At 66.1% G+C, this 18,008-nt stretch carries 23 protein-coding genes; 11 read left to right on the forward strand and 12 right to left on the reverse strand.

Annotated features, from left to right (window positions below; all coding sequences use genetic code 11):
* Positions 1–76 precede the first annotated feature (76 nt).
* The 3 genes from EPN98_RS12875 to EPN98_RS12885 form a co-directional block, all read right to left on the reverse strand.
* Positions 77–1,060, reverse strand: a complete 984-nt coding sequence (locus tag EPN98_RS12875) for a FecR domain-containing protein (protein WP_293363141.1) — start codon at positions 1,058–1,060, stop codon at positions 77–79.
* A 17-nt stretch (positions 1,061–1,077) separates the two neighbouring features.
* Positions 1,078–1,629 carry a sigma-70 family RNA polymerase sigma factor gene (locus EPN98_RS12880; RefSeq protein ID WP_293363142.1) on the reverse strand — a complete coding sequence of 184 codons (552 nt, stop codon included), beginning with the start codon at positions 1,627–1,629 and terminating at the stop codon, positions 1,078–1,080.
* A 226-nt stretch (positions 1,630–1,855) separates the two neighbouring features.
* Complete coding sequence (locus tag EPN98_RS12885) at positions 1,856–2,764, reverse strand: HEPN domain-containing protein (protein WP_293363143.1); 909 nt, start codon at positions 2,762–2,764, stop codon at positions 1,856–1,858.
* A 120-nt stretch (positions 2,765–2,884) separates the two neighbouring features.
* On the opposite strand from EPN98_RS12885, the gene EPN98_RS12890 reads away from it, so the two are divergent.
* The gene (locus EPN98_RS12890; protein ID WP_293363144.1) at positions 2,885–3,316 is read left to right on the forward strand and encodes a VOC family protein; all 432 of its coding nucleotides are present in this window, start codon (positions 2,885–2,887) and stop codon (positions 3,314–3,316) included.
* 72 nt (positions 3,317–3,388) lie between these two features.
* Here EPN98_RS12890 and EPN98_RS12895 read toward each other — a convergent pair whose 3' ends face one another.
* Genes EPN98_RS12895 through EPN98_RS12910 form a run of 4 tightly spaced genes read right to left on the reverse strand, consistent with a single transcriptional unit; the run spans position 3,389 to position 4,694 of the window.
* On the reverse strand, positions 3,389–3,832 hold the full coding sequence (locus EPN98_RS12895) for a hypothetical protein (protein ID WP_293363145.1): 444 nt from the start codon (positions 3,830–3,832) through the stop codon (positions 3,389–3,391).
* Positions 3,833–3,852: 20 nt separating this feature from the next.
* Entirely contained in the window at positions 3,853–4,137 is a 285-nt protein-coding gene (locus EPN98_RS12900; RefSeq protein ID WP_293363146.1) for a hypothetical protein, read from the reverse strand.
* Positions 4,138–4,152: 15 nt separating this feature from the next.
* Positions 4,153–4,413: a hypothetical protein gene (locus tag EPN98_RS12905; RefSeq protein ID WP_293363147.1), complete on the reverse strand. Its 261-nt coding sequence runs from the start codon at positions 4,411–4,413 to the stop codon at positions 4,153–4,155.
* Between the two features lie 59 nt (positions 4,414–4,472).
* On the reverse strand, positions 4,473–4,694 hold the full coding sequence (locus tag EPN98_RS12910) for a DUF2188 domain-containing protein (protein WP_267232112.1): 222 nt from the start codon (positions 4,692–4,694) through the stop codon (positions 4,473–4,475).
* Between the two features lie 148 nt (positions 4,695–4,842).
* Here EPN98_RS12910 and EPN98_RS12915 point away from each other — a divergent pair, with 148 nt between their 5' ends.
* The 7 genes from EPN98_RS12915 to EPN98_RS12945 all read left to right on the forward strand — a co-directional run bounded on the left by EPN98_RS12915 (position 4,843) and on the right by EPN98_RS12945 (position 12,146).
* Positions 4,843–5,163: a helix-turn-helix transcriptional regulator gene (locus EPN98_RS12915; protein WP_293363148.1), complete on the forward strand. Its 321-nt coding sequence runs from the start codon at positions 4,843–4,845 to the stop codon at positions 5,161–5,163.
* Between the two features lies 1 nt (position 5,164).
* The gene (locus EPN98_RS12920; RefSeq protein ID WP_293363150.1) at positions 5,165–6,076 is read left to right on the forward strand and encodes an ImmA/IrrE family metallo-endopeptidase; all 912 of its coding nucleotides are present in this window, start codon (positions 5,165–5,167) and stop codon (positions 6,074–6,076) included.
* A gap of 253 nt (positions 6,077–6,329) precedes the next feature.
* Positions 6,330–7,529 (forward strand): ABC-three component system protein, encoded by a 1,200-nt coding sequence (locus EPN98_RS12925; RefSeq protein WP_293363152.1) that lies wholly within the window; start codon positions 6,330–6,332, stop codon positions 7,527–7,529.
* Positions 7,526–8,014 (forward strand): three component ABC system middle component, encoded by a 489-nt coding sequence (locus tag EPN98_RS12930; RefSeq protein WP_293363153.1) that lies wholly within the window; start codon positions 7,526–7,528, stop codon positions 8,012–8,014. Before EPN98_RS12925 ends, EPN98_RS12930 begins: the two co-directional genes overlap by 4 nt.
* Positions 8,011–9,966, forward strand: coding sequence for a DUF3732 domain-containing protein (locus EPN98_RS12935; protein ID WP_293363154.1), 1,956 nt, complete (start codon positions 8,011–8,013; stop codon positions 9,964–9,966). The genes EPN98_RS12930 and EPN98_RS12935 overlap by 4 nt, the downstream gene beginning before the upstream one ends.
* A gap of 78 nt (positions 9,967–10,044) precedes the next feature.
* On the forward strand, positions 10,045–10,848 hold the full coding sequence (locus EPN98_RS12940; RefSeq protein ID WP_293363155.1) for an AbiJ-NTD4 domain-containing protein: 804 nt from the start codon (positions 10,045–10,047) through the stop codon (positions 10,846–10,848).
* A 2-nt stretch (positions 10,849–10,850) separates the two neighbouring features.
* Positions 10,851–12,146 (forward strand): restriction endonuclease, encoded by a 1,296-nt coding sequence (locus EPN98_RS12945; RefSeq protein WP_293363156.1) that lies wholly within the window; start codon positions 10,851–10,853, stop codon positions 12,144–12,146.
* Positions 12,147–12,169: 23 nt separating this feature from the next.
* On the opposite strand, the gene EPN98_RS12950 is transcribed toward EPN98_RS12945, so the two are convergent.
* From EPN98_RS12950 to EPN98_RS12965, 4 genes are all read right to left on the reverse strand, one after another.
* Positions 12,170–13,291, reverse strand: a complete 1,122-nt coding sequence (locus EPN98_RS12950) for an XRE family transcriptional regulator (RefSeq protein ID WP_293363157.1) — start codon at positions 13,289–13,291, stop codon at positions 12,170–12,172.
* Positions 13,292–13,336: 45 nt separating this feature from the next.
* Positions 13,337–13,933, reverse strand: a complete 597-nt coding sequence (locus EPN98_RS12955; RefSeq protein WP_293363159.1) for a hypothetical protein — start codon at positions 13,931–13,933, stop codon at positions 13,337–13,339.
* Between the two features lie 381 nt (positions 13,934–14,314).
* On the reverse strand, positions 14,315–14,563 hold the full coding sequence (locus tag EPN98_RS12960) for a hypothetical protein (RefSeq protein ID WP_293363160.1): 249 nt from the start codon (positions 14,561–14,563) through the stop codon (positions 14,315–14,317).
* A gap of 193 nt (positions 14,564–14,756) precedes the next feature.
* A complete protein-coding gene (locus EPN98_RS12965) occupies positions 14,757–15,539 on the reverse strand; it encodes a hypothetical protein (RefSeq protein WP_293363161.1) in 783 nt (260 codons plus the stop codon).
* A gap of 167 nt (positions 15,540–15,706) precedes the next feature.
* Here EPN98_RS12965 and EPN98_RS12970 point away from each other — a divergent pair, with 167 nt between their 5' ends.
* Positions 15,707–15,898 (forward strand): hypothetical protein, encoded by a 192-nt coding sequence (locus tag EPN98_RS12970; protein WP_293363162.1) that lies wholly within the window; start codon positions 15,707–15,709, stop codon positions 15,896–15,898.
* Between the two features lie 2 nt (positions 15,899–15,900).
* Here EPN98_RS12970 and EPN98_RS12975 read toward each other — a convergent pair whose 3' ends face one another.
* A complete protein-coding gene (locus EPN98_RS12975; protein ID WP_293363163.1) occupies positions 15,901–16,125 on the reverse strand; it encodes a hypothetical protein in 225 nt (74 codons plus the stop codon).
* A gap of 112 nt (positions 16,126–16,237) precedes the next feature.
* On the opposite strand from EPN98_RS12975, the gene EPN98_RS12980 reads away from it, so the two are divergent.
* Both EPN98_RS12980 and EPN98_RS12985 read left to right on the forward strand, forming a co-directional pair.
* Positions 16,238–17,242, forward strand: coding sequence for a toprim domain-containing protein (locus EPN98_RS12980; protein WP_293363164.1), 1,005 nt, complete (start codon positions 16,238–16,240; stop codon positions 17,240–17,242).
* Positions 17,220–18,008, forward strand: a 789-nt coding sequence (locus EPN98_RS12985) for a ParB N-terminal domain-containing protein (RefSeq protein WP_293363165.1), incomplete at its 3' end; no start/stop codon positions are given. The genes EPN98_RS12980 and EPN98_RS12985, both read left to right, overlap by 23 nt.

Raw genomic sequence — 18,008 nt, forward strand, 5'->3', positions numbered from 1 at the left:
GGGTTGTTTTCGCCGGCGTCTTTGAGGTGACGCGCCGGCGCTGCGAAACGCGAACCTGGGCCTTCGTAAAATATGCTCAGCCGGCCGCTGGCTCGCGCGCCCGAAGGCGGATGCCCTCTGGCGAGGGAGTGGCCGTGAGGCCGAAGATCTCGGTCACCGCGGAGACGAAGGCCTTGGTGTCGCCCGTATCGAACACGCCGCTGACCCGCTCGGCCTCGACGCGTCGCGCCTCCAGTACGATCTTGGTCTGGCTGTAGCGGTTCACCTCGGCGACCGCCTCGGCCAGCGGCGTCTCCCGGAAACGCAGTCGCCCTGTCGTCCAGCTCGTCGTCATGGCCGCGTCGGCGACCTGGGGGACGGGCGGCGCGCCGTTGAGGGTGAGCTTCTGGTTGGGGGCGAGCGTCCATTGCTCCTTTCGATCCGGCCGGATCACCTGCACGCGCCCTTCCGCGAGGATCACCTGCGTCGCGCCGTTCGTGCGCCGCACGTCGAACTTCGTGCCGAGCGCGCGGACCTCTGTGTCGCCGGCCACGACGATGAACGGCCGGGCCGCGTCGTGGGCGACCTCGAAGAAGCCCTCGCCACGCTGCAGCACGATGCGGCGCTCGTCGCGGGAGAAGTGGATCTCCGCCCGGCTGGCCGTGTTGAGCCGCAGCGTCGAGCCGTCGGTGAGCCGGACGATCTGCTGGGCGCCGACGTCGGTCTCGTAGGCCTGCGGCTGCAGGTGCGTCACCAGGAGGAAAAGGGCGCCGGCCAGGGTCGCGCCGACCAGGCTCAACGGCAGCAGGTTCTTCGCGAGCAACCTTCGAAGCGCGTCCCACCTGTTCGGCTTTCGCAGCGCCGCTTCCGTCAGCCGGACAAGTTCGGGGTCGTTGCTGACGCGGTCGGCCTGGCGCCAGCGGGCCTCCACTTCGGTGTAGGCCGCGTCGTTCGCGGGCGTCCGTCGCCACGCCATGAAGTCGTCGATCGTCGCCTCGCTGACGGGATCCCCCTTGAGCCGCGTGAACCAGGCCGCGGCCTCCTCGAGCGTCCGGCGGTCGTCTCCTCGGAGCGTTCCCATGGCCAGATTTCGAAGCCTCAATCCCGTAGTCGAGCGACGAACAGCGTAACGGCCTGCTGCAACCGTTTGTCGATAGCGCGCACCGATAAACCGTAGCGTTGCGCGATCTCGCGGTTCGTCAAGCCCCCGATCTTGCTGAGCAGCAGGACGTCCCGGAGTTTCGGCGGCAGGGATCGGATCGCTTCCCGGACCTGGAAGTCGTCTTCCGCCGTGTGGTGGGCGGCGTCCGTCGGCGCGTAGGCTTGCGGGGCGCGGGCCGCATAGTCTGCGCGGACCCGATCGCGCCGGAAGACGTCGCGGGCCAGGTTCGTGGCGACGGTCATCAGGAGGCCGCGGGGGTTCTCGACGGGGGCGTCGACGGCGCGACCGACGAGGCGCAGGTAGGTCTCCTGCGCCAGGTCATCGGCGAGGTCGGCGCTGAAGCGGCTCCGAAGTCGGGTCCGCAGCCAGACCAGATGCGCACGCCATGTCGCGTCGGGTCGCTCGCCCGAGGTCGTGGGCGCGGACGCCTCCGCCGACGCGTCGAACGCCGGCTTGCGCACCGGGCGCGCGGGGGTGGGGCGGGACATGACGTCCCCTCGCAGTGAACCGCGCGTTCGTGGCGACCGGGCGTGTCGAACGCAGGGCTCAGGTCCCTGCGCCCCGCGCTTTCCCGGACCTGACGGTGCGGTCTTCTATGGCGCGGGCGCCCAGCGGCGGTGGATCGGCCGTCGCGGTGAGCCGGCTTCGACCGGGCTCGAGGGCCAGCGTGGCACAAGCCGCCGGAGCCGCCTAGAGTCCTTGCCGCACAGGGATTTAGGCAGGTGGCGCGATGGTGGCGAGGTAGTCGCGGCAGCTCTGCTCGACCCGAGTTTGAAGGTCCTTCAGCCGGTCGACCAGCCAGGCGAGTTGTTCGGTGGAGATCTCGTACTGGTCGGAGAAGCGGGCTTCGACGTAAGCGCGGCGCAGCAGTTCCCAGCAGCGCTTCTCGAAGCGGTTGCCACGAGGCCAAGTTGGGATCAGCTCAGGCGCGACCCGCTCGGCTTGGCCGCGCAGGAAGTTCAGGTTGTGGGATTTGGTCGAGTAGAGCGTCTGTGTCAGCAGGACGCAGTGGTAGTAGCGTTCGGCGGCTTGGTGGAGGAGGAAGGCAGCTTCGTTGTTGCGCGCCTTCGAGATGAAAAACTCCGCGCCTTCCACGAAGGCGGATGCGCTGGGGTACCACTTATCAAAGTTAGCCCGCGCCTCGCGAGAGGCTTCGGCGGGAGACAGCTTGGCCGGCCGTGAGAGGGGATGGTCCGGCGCCTCGTAGAGGATGACGCCTTCGTCCAGGATCTGAGTGAAGAAGGGACGCCCGCGGGTGAGCTGGCGGTTCACGTCGGCGATCGAGTGGACGAGGAAGTGCGCCGGCGCCGTTAAGGTATGGGCGATGTCGAAGGCCTGTTCCAGGTGGGCTTCGGCGTCCATCCAGTAGTCGGTGACGTCGGCGAAATCGTCGTGGTTGACGACGATCAGCAGGTCGTAGTCGGACTTGTAGCCGCCCACGGGGTCGTCGACCCAGTCGCCTCGTGCGTAGCTGCCGAAGAGGATGACTTTGAGGATGCGCCCCTGAAGACGCATGCCGCTCTTGCGCTTGGTGACGTCCTCGAATTCACGGAACAGCACCTCAAGGACGCGAGACAGCTCGGCCCTTTTGCCCTCCGGTAGATGGTCGAGGCTCGTCTTCATTGTCGCCTTGGCAGCGGCATCGGTTGATTCGTCGATTCTATCCGCGCGGCTCCATCGCGGCGACCGAGACGTCAGCTTGCACTCCGCGGATGTCAGGGACGCGCCAGTTGCGGAAGTTGGATGCGCGCCGCCAAGCGGACCTTTAGCCTCTCAGGCATGCGAGATCTGCCCGTGCTCCGCGTTGCTCGTCCCACGGACGATGTTGAGCGTCTGCTCCCCTTCTATTGCGGCGGGCTGGGGCTCGAGGTCCTTTACCGCTTCAACGATCATGCCGGTTTTGATGGTGTTATGCTCGGTAGGCGTGGAAGCGCCTACCACTTTGAATTCACCACTGCTCGTGGCCACTCGGCGGGTCGGGCTCCGACTCAGGACAACCTCCTCGTCTTCTACTTGCCGGATGTCACGGCATGGCGAGACGCCGTGGGGCGTCTCCGCGCTGCCGGCTTCGACCCCGTCGCTTCCTTCAACCCATACTGGGATCGGAACGGTGTCACGTTCGAGGATCCTGACGGCTACCGCATCGTGCTCAACAACGAGGCGTGGTCGACGTAGCGCCAGTACCGGACGTTGGCATCGGTGCCTAAAGCGGACGTCCAGCGACCTGCCTGCTGGCCTCTGCCGGAACTATCGCCGGCGCATGAGGCGACAGGCGATCGCCTCCTCGCCCCACTGCGTCGCGAACGTGTCGGAGACCACTTTCCACCGGCCCGAGGGCCCATTGCTCCCGTGATATTCGCCCATGCAGGAGCACTGGCATTCATCCCCGACCGCGTTCCAGCAGGCGGGCGCGCACTTCTCTTGCTCGCGGTAGGGCTGGATGATGTAGACGCGCCCGAAGGTCGCCAGGCACTGTTCCACCAGTTGGTTGAACCAGCTCTTCGGCACCGTCCAGAAGAGACGCTCGCGATCCCACTTCGGCCTGGACCGGCGTTCACCCCTAAGCCAGGCCCGGTTGTATTCCCGGAAGGGAAGCCGCACTCGTAGGCCCGCGCGCAGGGTCCGGACCAGGACGGGTATCTCGCCCTGCCGCCAGATCTGCCTCAGCCGTTCGCGGTCATCCGCCTGCACAGCCTGCCCGCCGTTCCGCCTTAAAGGCGTTGGTTGATCCAGGCCCAGACAGACTTGCTGAGCCACCCCTGGTGACCGCCCGCGCTCAGGCGCGTCACGAACAGCCGGTCATCCGCATCCAGCTTCTGACGCAGATGCCCTTCGATCTCCGCCGCCGAACTCGCTGCCGAGATGAAGCGCACCGAGTCGAGCCCTGCGTCACGAGTGTTGTCGAAGGCTTCCAGGTGCTTCACGAACGACGCTCGGGCCTGTGCGTAGTTCGGCTTTTCCCGGTTCAGGTCCCAGGTGACAACGAACACTGACATGCTCAGCCGTTCCTTCTAGTTGAGAGTGTAGCGGCGCCAGGGGATGGCCCCGAGCGGCGTGTTGGCCAGGAAGCGCGATAGGTCCGGCCGGCCGTAGTAGGTGGGTGCCCCGCGCCCATCCTGGGCCATGAGCACGATCGGCAGGCCGGGGAACGCCCCGCTGAACGTTCGGATCGCGCGGTCGGCTTCGGACCGATGGTCGACCACCGGCTTGCGGACCACGACCACCGCGAAGGTGACGCCCTGTTCGCGGATCACCGCGCCTTCAAACTGCATCGATTGAATTCCTTGCTTCCGAAAATGAGAAGGGCCGCCTCTCGGCGGCCCTCGAAACCTCAGCCCCGCGGCGGGAAGTCGTCGTTCCCGTACGAGTCCTTGTCGCGGATCTGCCCGTTGGGGCGGTGGATCACGACCTCGCTCCGCTGGTTGATCGCGATTTCCCGTGCGGCCGCCTGCGCTTGCGCCTGGGTCCCGTGAGTTGAGGTCACCCGGCTGTTGCCGGCGCCCCGGACCGCCCACCCGTCGCCGTGGGGGACCACGTGCTGGTTCTTGCCCATCGATCTCTTGTCCCTCGGTCGTCCACGAGATGATTCCCCGACGACTTCGTACAGATAAAACCATACGTTTGCGAACCGTGCAACTATCCTGGTACAGTTTCGTCGGGGACTGCTGCGTCGGGGCGGCGGATGACGAGATGAGGTGCGCGTGGCTCTGGCCGCTAAGCTGAAGCAATTTCGGACCGCGAAGCGGAAATCGCTGCAGGACGTCGCCGACGAGGTGGGCGCGTCCAAGGCCCACATCTGGGACCTGGAGACCGGGCGGGCTAAGAACCCGTCCATCGATCTGCTGACCAAGCTCTCGCGTTGCTTCGACGTCAGCGTCGCCGAATTGATCGGAGAGAACCCGGAGGGCGAAGCCGAGGATTCTCAGTTGGTCGCGATGTACCGCGACCTCAAGCACCTCTCGCCGGACGATCGCAAGGCGATCCAGTCCATGATGGACCACTTCCGGAAGCGCGAGAGCTGACATGCTGACGGTGACCCGGATGGATCTCGACGGAGCCGGGTCGCCTATGGCGCTGGTGACGAAGATCCTGAAGGCGGAACCCGACCTCCCGATTCCCGTCCCCATCGAAGATCTCGCCCGGCAGCTCGACATCACCGAAATCCGCGTCCTGGCAGCGGATGGCTTCGAGGGAGGTTTGATCACCGACGCCGGGCGAAGCGAGGGCTTCATCCTGGTCAACGGTGCGGCAGGGCGAGAGCGGCAGCGGTTCACCGTCGGCCACGAGCTCGGTCACTTCCTGATGACGCACCACGCGCCCAAGACGGACGCCGGCTTTACCTGCTCGCGCGGCGATATGCGACGCGCGCGGTTGGCGGAGATGACCCCGGCAGTCCGCATGGAGGTGGAAGCCAATGAGTTCTCTGCCCTCCTGCTGATGCCGCCCCCAATGTGGCGGCACGCCATGAACGGCCTGGGCGATCCCGATCTCGGCCAGGTTACAGCCCTCGCCCGCCAGTTCGGCGTCAGCAAGGAGGCCGCAGCCCGGTCGTATGCCCAGTACCATGACGCGCCGGTAGCCATCGTGGTGGCGAAGGATGGGCGCCTGCAGCGCGTCTACCGCAACCTCTCCAGCTTTCCGAAGCTCTGCGTGGCCGCGGGCGATCCCATTCCGCCCAGCTCCGCGTTCCACCGCCTGCCGGCGACCCTCGGGCAGATGTCGGACATGGTGGAGGCGCGGGCGCAGTACTGGCTGGAGTCGGATTGGGGCACGCCCCTGCCGGAACTTTCCGAGCAGGTGGCGTTCCAACGCGACGGGTTCGCCATGGTGCTGCTCTGGGCGGAACTCGCCGAGGAGAACGAGGACGGAGAGGACAACCGGACCTCGAAGGAACGCTTGAGAGATCGGCAGGCGAAGTGGGGGGACCGCCGGTAACGCCGCCGGTGGAGGAATAAGACGCGCCAGCAGCTACCGTTCGCTCACCTCTAGGGAGCGGACGTGCAGAATACTGACCGAACGCCCGCACCGCCCCTACACACCCGCCCTGCAAGCGGAAGTTGGGCCGCCATCCTTGGGTTGTCTGTTGCCAAGGTTCGACTAGGATTGACTCTGGCAGAGCTTGAATAAGGCTCGGAGAGCTAGGGGATTAGATGCTGCGGAGAGCCACCCTCGACGATGGCGCGCCCGCATGAGCAGCGACGTACGCTCGCCGTATTCAGCCGCAGAGCAAGGTCTCGGCTACATCTACCAAGCCCGGTTCGCACTCTTGAAAATCCTGGAGCTGCCAGAAGACTGCTCGCTTCTGCTTGAGAAGGAGGACGACGTCGATTTCGACGACGCCACAGGCCGCAAGAGCCTGATGTCCCTTAAGCACAAGGCCGTCGGCGACACGGTCACCGACCTTGCGACCGACTTCTGGAAATCGGTGCGCATCTGGCTCACGCACTACAAGGCCAATAGCAAGAGCAGCTGCGATGCGCGCTTCATGCTGTTCACCACGGCGACTGTCAGCGCGGAGTCCGCTCTTACGAAATTCAAGGACGATGATGCCGATGGCGAAACACGCACCCAGGCTGTCAAAGAACCCCTAGCGAAATCGAAGAGCGTATTAGTCGCCGCCGTACGCGCTGAGTTGGCGGCGCTGACGGCGGCCGAGCAGGACGACTTCTTTTCTCGGATCACGATCGCCGATGCGGCGCTTCGGATTACGGAAATTCCCAGCGTCATCATTAACCAGCACCTGCGAACTATTCGGAGGGAGTCGCGACCGTTCCTGTTCGAGCGGCTTGAAGGTTGGTGGATGGACCAGGCCATCCGCCTTCTGGCCGGCGAACGTGCCGCACCGATTACCGGCATTGAGGTGTCCGACAAGCTCTCCTCGATGGCGGAGGAATATCGCAACGACAACCTGCCCATCACTTTCCGGCAGCGGCAGCCTGACGAGATCGACGTCGCCAACGATCCGCGCCTGTTCGTCGAACAGCTTCGAGCCTTGGACCTGTCCACCACGCGACTGCAGAATGCGATCATCGACTACTATCGGGCGTTTGAGCAGCGTTCGAGCTGGGCCCGGGAAAACCTGCTCGTCTCGAACGAGATCGAAGAATACGAAGACCGGCTCATTGACGAGTGGACCCGCTACAAGGAAGTCGTCTTCGAGACCATCACCGACAAGAGTGATGACGCCGCGTGCCTGGCGGCCGGGCGCGAACTCTATCGCTGGGCTGAGTTAGAAACGACTTCGCTGCGCATTCGTCAGCGCGTGACAGAGCCCTACGTCGTCCGCGGCGCCTTCCACATTTTAGCCAATGCGAGACCCCAACCGCACGTTCATTGGCACCCTCGCTTTCTCGCGCAGCTCGCACGGATCCTGGGGAAGGCGGCATGAGGGTTTGGGACCAGCGCCCCATCGAAATCCGAAACCTCTTCAATCCGGCGTTCTGCGGCCTGGTGCTGTTCAGGGCCATGGTGACCTACGAGGAGGAGGATGATCGGGGCATTCCGTTCTCGCTCGTGCCGCTCATTCTGCCCATTTGCCTGCACAAACAGTCGCGGGAAATCCTAGCCCCGAGCACGCGAAGCTACTTCCTCAAGCTCGTCGCCACTCATCCTCAGTTGCTCGTGGGGTTCAGCGGGCGTGCCCAGGACATGCTGCCCTTCACCTTTGAGGCGCTGGGGCTGCTGCACCAGCTTGGAACGATCCAAGTTCGGCCCGATGGCAGGCTGAAAGCCAGCCCGCAAGGGGTGCGCAAGTCGATAACAGGGTCGGACGAGACCCAGTCGATCCAGAAGGTCGCCAAGTACCTGGGAAAGGAGTTTGCCCGCGTCGGTGACCGCGTGACGATCTACGCGACGATGGGCGTTCGGCCATGAAGATCAAATCCATCCACATCTACAGCCACGATGGCCGCCGCCGCGACGTGGCCTTTCACCTAAACGGCCTCAACGTGATCACGGGCCGGTCTTCGACCGGTAAGTCGGCGCTATCTGACATCCTCGAATATTTGATGGGTCGCTCCACCTTCAACATCCCCGAGGGGGTGATCCGCGATCGCGTGGCGTGGTTTGCGGTGATCTACCAGTTCGACGGCGAGCAGGTCCTGGTGGCTAAGCCCACGCCCGGCGCTGGCCGCGCGAGTTGCAGCCTGGCCATGGTAAGGCGCGGCGCCCAGCTGAACGTGCCGGTCTTCGCCGAGCTAGCCGTCAACGACGATGACGATGGGGTGGAGACGCTGCTGTCACGGCTCCTGGGCATCCCAGAGAACGTCACGGAGGTGCCGCTAAGCAGCAGCCGAGAAAGCTACCAAGCCAACATCAAGCACACGCACTACTACCTGTTTCAAAAACAGGGCATCGTCGCCAATAAGGACCAGCTGTTCTATCGACAGAACGAGCAGTTCCAGCCGCAGGCGATCAAGGACACCCTACCAATACTGCTCGGCATCTCTTCGCGCGACAAATATGAACTGGAATCGCGTCTTCGCGGCGTGCATCGCGACATTCGGCTCAATGGAAAACTGCTGGAACAGGCCCGCACCGCGGTTGCGACCTCCGACGAGAAGGCGCTCGGTCTGCTGTCCGAGGCCAGAGCCGTCGGCATTCCCCTTATGGATATCGAGGAGACCGGTTCTTGGGTCGAACTGCTTCGGAACGTTCTGTCCTGGAAGCCCGCGCCTGTGCCGGAGGACGATGGCCTACGTGTTTCGGCCATCGAAAACGACCTAGTGGCGCTGCGCGAAAGACGCCGGGAAATTCAACAGCGCATCGACGCGGCGATCCAGTACGCAAAGCGCTCGGAGGGTTTCGAGACCGAGGCAGGGGAGCAGAAGGATCGGCTGACCTCGATCAAGCTCCTGCCCAAGAATCCCACGACCGGAGCGTGGCAATGGCCATTCGCCGAGGCCAATCTGGGCATGGAGACTCCATTGGCCGCCGCCCTGATCGCCGAGCTTGAATCGCTTGAACGCGAAATGGCCGCTGTGGTCGGCGAACGCCCGGCCCTGGACGAATACCTCGCCGGCCAGCGCCAGGACATTCAGGACATCGGCGACCAGATCCGCAACAAGGAGGTGGAGCTATCGGGCGCCATTGCCAGCAGCGAGATCATCGCGCAGATGGGCAACCGCAACAATGCGGCCTCTCGCGTCGTTGGCCGAGTCAGCCTGTTCCTCGAAGGACTTGTGCCCGATGAAGAACTCGCCCGGCTTGAGCGCGAGGACCGGCGTCTCAAGGCCAAGGCCGAAGACCTAGAGCGCAAGATCGGCACTGACGATTCCAGAGAACGGCTGGTGTCGACGCTCAACAGCATCGCCATGCACATGTCGGGCTACATCTCCGCGCTGGGCGGCGAGTTTGGCCAATTTCCCGCGCGTCTGGATCTGCACAACCTAACCGTGGCGATAGATCGTCCAGGCCGGCCGATCTACATGCCCCGCACCGGGGGCGGCGAGAACCATCTCGCCTATCACCTGGCGGCGCTGCTGGCCCTGCATCGCTATGCGGCCAACAACAACCAGCCTATCCCCCGGCTTTTGCTCATCGACCAGCCGACCCAGGTCTACTTCCCGTCGGAGACGGTCTACAAAGCCGCCGACGGCTCGGTCGAGACGACCGAGACCGACGCTGACCTCGAAGCGGTGCGCCGATTGTTCGAACTCCTGCGTCGCTTCACGGAGGAAGACGCGCCGGGGTTCCAAATCATCGTCACCGAACACGCCAACCTGCGCGACGATTGGTTCCAGGCCGCGCTTGTCGAGCGGCCTTGGACGAAGCCGCCGGCGTTGGTGCCCGACGATTGGCCCGACGAGAACGGCGAAGTGACCTGACCCTCCCAGTTGACGCAGCCTTCTGCCCACAGCTGCTCCAGTCGTGGCTGTGTGTTCGCGCCATGTTAGAGTCTGGGAATGGATAGGTTTTCGCCATTTTCAGATCGGTTTGGATATCGGCCACCCGACACCGAGATAGTCATTCGGGAAGATGCTCCCGATGTGGTGCGCGATGGGGTGCTGATGCTTGGCTATGCCTGCGGCCTTGGACCGAACGGGATGCGTGACGCCCTCTGCGAAGTGCTTCTGAAGCGGCCCAATCCCAACAATTGGTCGGCCGGCAACGTTGAGCACGAGGTCTCGCAGCTGATCGACGCGGCCCCTTGGTTCAGGGTCTATGACATCGCCGAGCGCCTCTATAAGGCCGTCGGCGAGGGTGACTACACTGAGACCAAGCGGCCGGATTTCGAGCGCCGGCTGAACCTGCTGTTCCACGAACATGGCGTGGGCTGGCAGATGAAGGATGGCCTAATCGTCGCGCGCGGCTCAGAGCCCTTCGAGCTGGCCACGCGCGACGCGGCCCGGGTCATGCGGGATGCGGGGACGCCGACCGCCGCCAACGAGTTGCACGAAGCCCTTCGCGATATCTCCCGGCGTCCAGCCGCTGACGTAACCGGAGCTATCCAACACGCTATGGCAGCCTTGGAGGGCGTGGCGCGCGAAGTCGACGGCAGCACCGACACCCTCGGAAAGATCATCGGCCGGCTGAGCTTCCCTCCCCCGCTCGACACCGCTTTGCACAAGCTGTGGGGGTTCGCCTCCGAACAGGGCCGGCACATCCAAGAGGGCCGGGAGCCCCGGTTCGAAGAGGCCGAACTCGTCGTCACCGTCGCGTCCTCGGTGAGCGTCTATCTGCTGCGCGCTGCGGGGCGGGCGACCTAGCCTTGACGGGAGACGAAGCCCCTGACGGCGATGGGCCGAACGGCGAGCCCAAGTGGGTCCTGCCGACGGAAATTCCCTTCGCCGAGCTCAAAGGCAGCGCGTTGGAAGAATGCCTTTTCTGGCTGCTTGACGGGATTGGCGCGCGTGACCTCGAGTGGCGCCTGGGCGGAATAGGCAGCGGCGCAGCCGACGGCGGCCGCGACCTGGAAGCCACGTTCTACACGCCGGCGCCCGACGGCCAGATGGAAGCGAAGCGCTGGTGGATCGAGTGTAAGGGGCGAGCCGGAACGGTCGAGAAGGACGCCGTCACCTCGGCCTGCAACAACGTCCTGGCGGATGGGGCCGTCGACTGCCTGGTGATCGCGACGAACTCGACGTTTTCCAACCCGACCCGCGACTGGGTCAGAACCTGGCAACAGACCTTCCCGAGGCCGCAAATCTTGCTATGGGACCGGCCGGTGCTGGAGCGCATGCTGGGCGATCAGCCTTCGACGGTGCTGCGGCTGTTCGAGGGCGCCCTCAGCTCCGCCGGATATCTGCAGGCGATCTCAGAGCGCTTCTGGAGCCTACTGGAATACAGTTCGATCGAGCGCGCCCGGCGCATCTGGGCGGAGCGCGATACGCTCGAAATTGGGCCGATGGAGCGCATCGCGCTCATCGCCAACGAGTTCGCCCATGGCAGCATCGATGAGCGGCCTTGGGCCGGCTATTGCACCGCCGAACAGGCCCTACACGCCTGCCAGATGGCGATCTTCAATCTGTTGTTCCTTTACACCAGACTGGTGAAGGCGGGCGTGGAGCACGGTCCGATCGTCGAAGCGATCGCGTACCTCATACTCTCGACGCTACGTCACGACATGTCCGAACGGCTGCAACAGGCCATGGAGATCGCGCTCCGTACCGAGGCCGGCGAACCCTTCCCAACCAAGGTCGTAGATCTTCTACTAGGGCCGATCCTGCACAGCCTCCGAGGTGATTTGCAGCTGGTGTGCAGTAGCGATTGCGCCCGCTTTTCTAGGGACGACAGTCTGAAACACTGGGAGCGCCGACACCCCATAGAGACCTATTGGTCGCGGTTTGGGCGGAACGGCACGCCGCAGAAGCCGGCCGATCAATCCTATGCCCGCCTCGAGCAAACGACGGAGCCGTGCAAGGTCGGGTTCGAACTCGACGAGGAGCGGTCCTGTCCGCTTTATCAGACCGAGATTTCGGTTGAAGACCTCGACGCCTTCTTTGCAATCGCGACCCGTGTCTTGAAGGTCAGGGCGCCGCGCCCCGCGCCGCCGGGCCCGACCTAATGGCTATAAGACCCAACTGCAGGCTAGGAGCGACGCGCCGAGAAATCGACGTAGCGAACCGTACTGTCGAGTAGCGCGATCGCCGGCGCGTCGAGCTCTCGCTTGGTGAGATGGCCGAACATGTCGTCGGCCAGGCCAAGTTCGCTGGCAAGTTCGCTTAGCGCCCCGGGGCGCGATCCTCCCAAGGCGTCGATGGCGGCGTCCAAAAGCTCGGCACGTTCCATCGGCATGTCGGCGTCGTAGCGCTCGACCTTGGTCTGACCGGTCTTGGCGAGGTGGATGTTGCCGGTCTTGTACTGGTCGGGCGTGATCACCCCGAGATCCAGCGCGCGCCGGAGCACGGCCCGGGCGCTGACTTTCCAGTTCAACTTGATGTGGAAGATGAGCTCCCAATTCAGGAAGCGGGATCGCGGAAACATGTGCAGGAAGGGTGCGCGGGGCAGCAGGAAGGCGCTGGCGAACCGGTTGGCCTGATCTTCGGTCCACCGGTCGCCAGTCTGGACACCACGGTGCATGACAAGGTGGCCACACTCGTGGGCCAAGTCGAAGCGCAGGCGGCAGAGGCTCTGCTTGGCGGCGCTCCGCACGATGATTGGGCGGCGACGGTCCATCGATAGCGCATCCACCCGTTCTGAGACCCCGTCGAAGTGTGTGACGATCGCGCCGGCGTTCTCAACGACGCGCATCATGTTGGTGATCGGTCCGGAGCTGCCGAGACCCCAGTGATCACGAGCCGACTCCGCGGCCGCCTCGACGTCGTCGAGCGTGCTGACGGAGGCGTCGGGGAAGTTGACGACCGGAAGCTCCAGCCGATTGTCCAGTTCCTCCGCCAGGGCATCGAGGATCGAACCACGGGCCAGGACCTGGCTGGTGATCGAGGCGGGCGTGGTCGCTTGTTTGCGGAAGTGACATTGCTCGGGCCGGACGGTCGACCGGGGCGACGCAGAGAAGAACCGTGGGGTCACGCCCAGCGCGCCGGCGAGGGCCGTCACCAGCTCGCGGCTCGGGGGCTTGGCCTCGACTTCTAGCTGATGGATAAACTGGCGGGTGGTTCCGACCTTCGCGCCGACCTCGTCGAGCGAGTAGCCGAAGGCGAGCCGCGCCAGACGCAGCTGCTCCCCCCGGAACGGTCGCTCGTTACTCATGATCGGCGCCTATCCTGCGCCCTCCTAACAACGACTTTCATCCGACTAGGCCGGCTTGGTTTTGGCGACCTCGTCGGCGCCCGGGACACGCACCTCTGGCTTGGGCAGATCGACGCCCTCAGTCGCAGGCGCGGCCGGCGGCAGGGAGACGGCCTCGGTGTAGGGCACGTCCCAGACGAATACCGGGCTGTCGCCGCGCAGGCCCACGAACTTGACGCTGGTGATGGCGCCGTCGAAGTCGGTTTCGACGGCGAAACGGTAGGCGAGGCCCGCGCCCTCTTCCTTGCCGAAGGTGAAGGCGAGTTGGTTCAGTTCAGAGAAGGTCTGGCGCAGGGTGCGGTCGCTCGGTTCGTCCGCCTCACCCTTGTAGAACCGCACCGGCACGTCACCGATCTTGAAGATGAACTGCTTGGTGGGGTCGATGATGGAGAGCCACTCGAAGCCCGGAAGCCCGGCCGCCTTGCTGATCTGGAAGCGGGCGAACTGGAAGGCGCTGCACCCGAGGGTCCAGCCGTCGTCGCCGATCTCCTCATTGTGGCGGATCAGGGCGTCGCTCCGCCCCTGGGCGATGAGGCCTGCGACGGCCACCAGCGCGTCGTGCGTCAGGTGGGAGTGGTAATCCCAGGGTTTCGATTCGGACATGACGTCTCCAGTTGCCTAGATCATGGGCGATGGCATGATTTTGTCAACCAACGGCCTCCGTGTCCTCCAGGGTTGAATCTTCAGTGTACGCGCTGTCGTCGCAGGCAGGCGGGGAGCAGACCGTCCGGAGGTCTCAGTTGGCTCAGACGTTGCTGGCGGTCGGCGCGCCCCTGCCTCAGAGCGGACGTTCTCAACTTCTTCAATGAGTCAAACCGCGTCACTACGCGGAGCCGGCAGGGCGGGACGTCGGTCGTGCTCATACTTGGCGGTGTCGCGCTGGAGGGTCAGCGTCTTCCAACGCCTGAGCGTCACGGTCGATTGGGCGCCGCTGAGGCGCGATCCAGCGCCTGGACGCCACCCCCGCCGAGGCTTGTGATTTCTCTAGCGGCGGCTTTTGCCTGGGCGTTGCGTCAAGGCCGATCCCGCTGCGCTCTTGGCCGCCTTCGAAGCGGTCGGGTTCGAGAGCACTTTCGCGGCCTTGGACGCGGCCGCCTTGCTGGTGACTTCCGTGCTGCCCCGCTGGGTCAGCGCCGAGCCGGCAGCGCTCTTCGCCGCCGGGGTGGATTTGGGGTTGCTCAGCACCTTCGCGGCAGCGGTAGCTGCTTTCCGACTGGTCTTCTCGTTGGCCATGTTCGCCCTCCCGGCCGGGACCAAAGCCAGAACATGGTGAGGCTTGCTCGGCGTCGCAAGCGTTGCGCCGCTGGCGCGCGAGGAGACTCGCTGCGTTAGGACCGAGGCCGCCGCGGACTTGGCCGACTTCGAGGCTTTCGGGCTGCTCAGCACGCGCCCGGCGGCGCTCTTGAGCCCGGCGGAAGGACTCTTGCTAACCTCCAGGACGGAACGCTGGCTCGACACCTCGGCCACGCGCTTCGACTGCTGCTTGAGCCAGGCGACCCTGGATGGCGTCAAGGGACGGCTCACGACCAAGGATTTGCCCCTCGACGTCGGTGAGGCACTCGAGCCCGTGGCCAAGCTGCTCCTGCCAGAACTGTTCGAGGGCTTCCCCATGCTTTTCCCTTAGCACGGCCAGGGTTTCAGGTCTGAGCGCAATCTGGTGTGCGTCGCGGCTCTGCGTAAGGGTGGTCATCGCAAGCACGTGGCCGCCATTCTGTTCGACATAGCCCTTCAGGTTCGCCAGCGTCCCGCCGATGCCGACGTGGTCATCGACCAGGACGTACTGGGCGCCGGGCTGAACCACGCCCTCGAACGTCGCCGGCGTCACGAGGCGATTGAACGCCGGCGCCCGGGTGTGGCCGACCGTGTTGCTCTGCACGATCTCGCCCACGCTCACCGGGAGGTCGAGTTCGCGGGACAGCACCTGGGCCATCGCATCGGGAATAGCGTTGAAGCCCGTCGTTTCTTCAGCCGTGATCGGCAGGAGGATGGCGGGCCGCCCCGCCAATATGGCCTGCAAGGCCTCTGCGCCCGCGTCGGAGAGCAGGTCGACCGCCAGGGTCAGGGCCGCCTCCGCGTCCCCCGCCTTCGCGGCGCGATACTCGGGGTGGTGGTCGCGCAAGGCGGTCTGCGTGTGCACGACGACCGCCGGGAAGCCGGCGGGCCAGGGTGTCCGTGGCGGGAGGAGAAGCGCCGGTGCGGCGACGGGCATGCAAATTGCTCATACGGGGCTTCGAGACGAGCCCGAGGGTCGCCGCCAGGCCTAAAGCACAGGGCTCCCGCGTCAACTCGGCCGGGCGCTTGCACCCGCGGCGCGGCGGCTTCTATGTGCTCGGGACCGCAGGGTTGGTCGCGACGCTGTCGAGGATCTTGTGCCGAATGCCCATCCCGCAGCCCATTGACCCTCGCCGCCTGGCCGCCGAGATCGACGCCAGCGTGGCGGAGTTCAAGCGGCTCGTGGCGCTGGCCTGCGCCCATCACATCGGCGTCGTCGCCGAACTCAAGGTCCAGGTCCAGGGCGATGGTCCGGATCGTCCTGTGCTGGCCGTGCAGGTGATCGCCCCGCTCTGAGCTCAATGCACCTTCAGGTCGCGAGGCTTGCCCAGGCGGGTCTCGAGCTCCCGTCGCAGGGCCTCGACCTCGGCGTCCAGGCGGCGGAGCGTCTCGGCGTCGGCCGTCCGCGCCGCCGTGAGCAGCGCCAGGCAGCGATCGACGATCTCGCGCGCGGCCGGATTGCCGCGGACCTGCACGCGCAGGTCGACGAAGTAGAGCAGCGCCTGGTCGAGCGACATCGTCATGCGCCTCCATGGAACAGCGATCCCTGGCTCGCAAGTTGGTTCGACGCGACCCGGCTGTCGGAGGTCGGAGGGAGGGCGGCGCCGGCGGACGTTGCTGTAAGGGAGGCTCACGATGTCGGCACGATCGCGGGGCGCGTCCAGCCTGCTGCCCCTGGCCCGCGCTTTCGGCGGCGACGTCTACGCCGGCGGGCGCCGGGCGCTGCTGCCGGCGCCCGGCCACAGCGCTGCCGACCGCTCCGTCTCCCTGTGGCTGCGCGCGGGGCGCGTCGTCGTGCACAGCTTCGGCGCGGGCGACTGGCGCGAGGTGCTGGACGACCTGCGTGCGCGGGGCTGGATCGACGCCGAGAACCGGTTGCGGGACGGCGGCGGGGTCGCGGGGAGGGCTGGCCGGGACGACGCCGTGGAGGCGACGCGCGCGGAGCGGGTCGCCGCCGCCCGGCGCCTCTGGGACGGCGGCGGGCCGCTGGCGTCAGGCGCGGCAGCGGCGATCTACCTGGCCCGCCGGGGCGTCGATGCCGGCCTGGCCGACGCCGGGGCGTTGCGGGCGCATGCCGCCGCGCCCGCCGCCGTCTACCGAGGGTTCGGGCCCCACCGGCCGGCCCTGCTGGCGGCGGTGCGCACCGACCTGGGCAAGCTCACCGCCGTCGAGGTGACTTATCTCGACTCGGAGGGACGCCGCAGCAAATCGGCGCGCCCGCCGCGCAAGGTGGTGGGCGTGCTGCCGGCGGGCTGTGCGGTGCGGCTGGCGCGCGTCGGCGAGGCGATGGTGGTCGGCGAAGGGGTGCCCACCACGCTCTCGGCCATGCGCCGGTTCGGGCTGCCGGGCTGGGCGCTGTTGTCGACCAGCAACCTGCGGCGCTGGATCGCGCCGGCCGGGGTCCGGCGCGTGGTGGTCGCCGGCGACCGTGGGACGGACGGCGAGCGGTCCGCCGCAATGCTTGTGGCGCGGCTGCGGGCGGCCGGGTGCGGAGCCGAACTCGCCCTGCCGCCGGAGGGGTTCGGGGACTGGAACGACGCCGAGGGGATGGAGGAAGGGACGGACGGGGCGCCCGGCGCGGCGGGGAGGTCCCGACCGGCCGGGCGGGAGCCTCTCGATGCGCAAGACCCCTGTCCCTGAACCCATCGCCGAACGCCTGCCCAGGACGTTCGCGCTGCGCGACGTGGCGATCGCGCCCGAGAACATGCGCTTCGGTGAAGCGCCGGACGACGAGATCCCTGAGCTGGCGGAGACCATCTTCGCGGCCGGCGTGCTGCAGCCGCTGACCGTGCGGCCCGGCCGGGGCAAGAAAGAGAAGCCCGGAATGGCGCTGGACGGCCGCCGTCGCTGGCTGGCGCTGCAGCTGCTGCTGGACGCCGGGCGGATCACCGACGCCTATCCGGTGCCGGCCTTCGTCGAGACCGACCCGGCCCGCCAGGCCGCCGCGATCGTGCTGACCAACAAGCACGTGCCCGTGCATCCGGCCGACGTGATCGTGGCGATCGGCAAGATGCTGAAGGCCAAGCTGGCCTTCGCGGTGATCGCCGGGGCGCTGGGCTTCGCCGAGCTCGAGGTGCGCCGCCTGGCCGCCCTCTCAGACCTCCATCCCAAGGCCCTCGAGGCGCTCCGCGCCGGCCGCCTGAACCTGCGCCAGGCCCGCCTCCTGGCCCGGCTGCCCGACCGCAAGGAGCAGGGCGAGATCGCCGAGGCCGCCCTGAACGGCATGGGCTTCCAGGAGTGGCGGATCACCGACCGGCTCGACGCCGGCCAGGTGACCACCCGCGACCGGCGCTTCCGCCTCGTCGGCCCCGATCGCTACGCGGCGGCCGGCGGACGCATCGACAGCGATCTCTTTGGAGAGCGGCCGGACGTGGTGCTGGACCCTGAGATCCTGCAGTCGGCTTGG

It is taken from the genome of Phenylobacterium sp. (assembly GCF_004299445.1).
GTDB lineage: Bacteria > Pseudomonadota > Alphaproteobacteria > Caulobacterales > Caulobacteraceae > Phenylobacterium.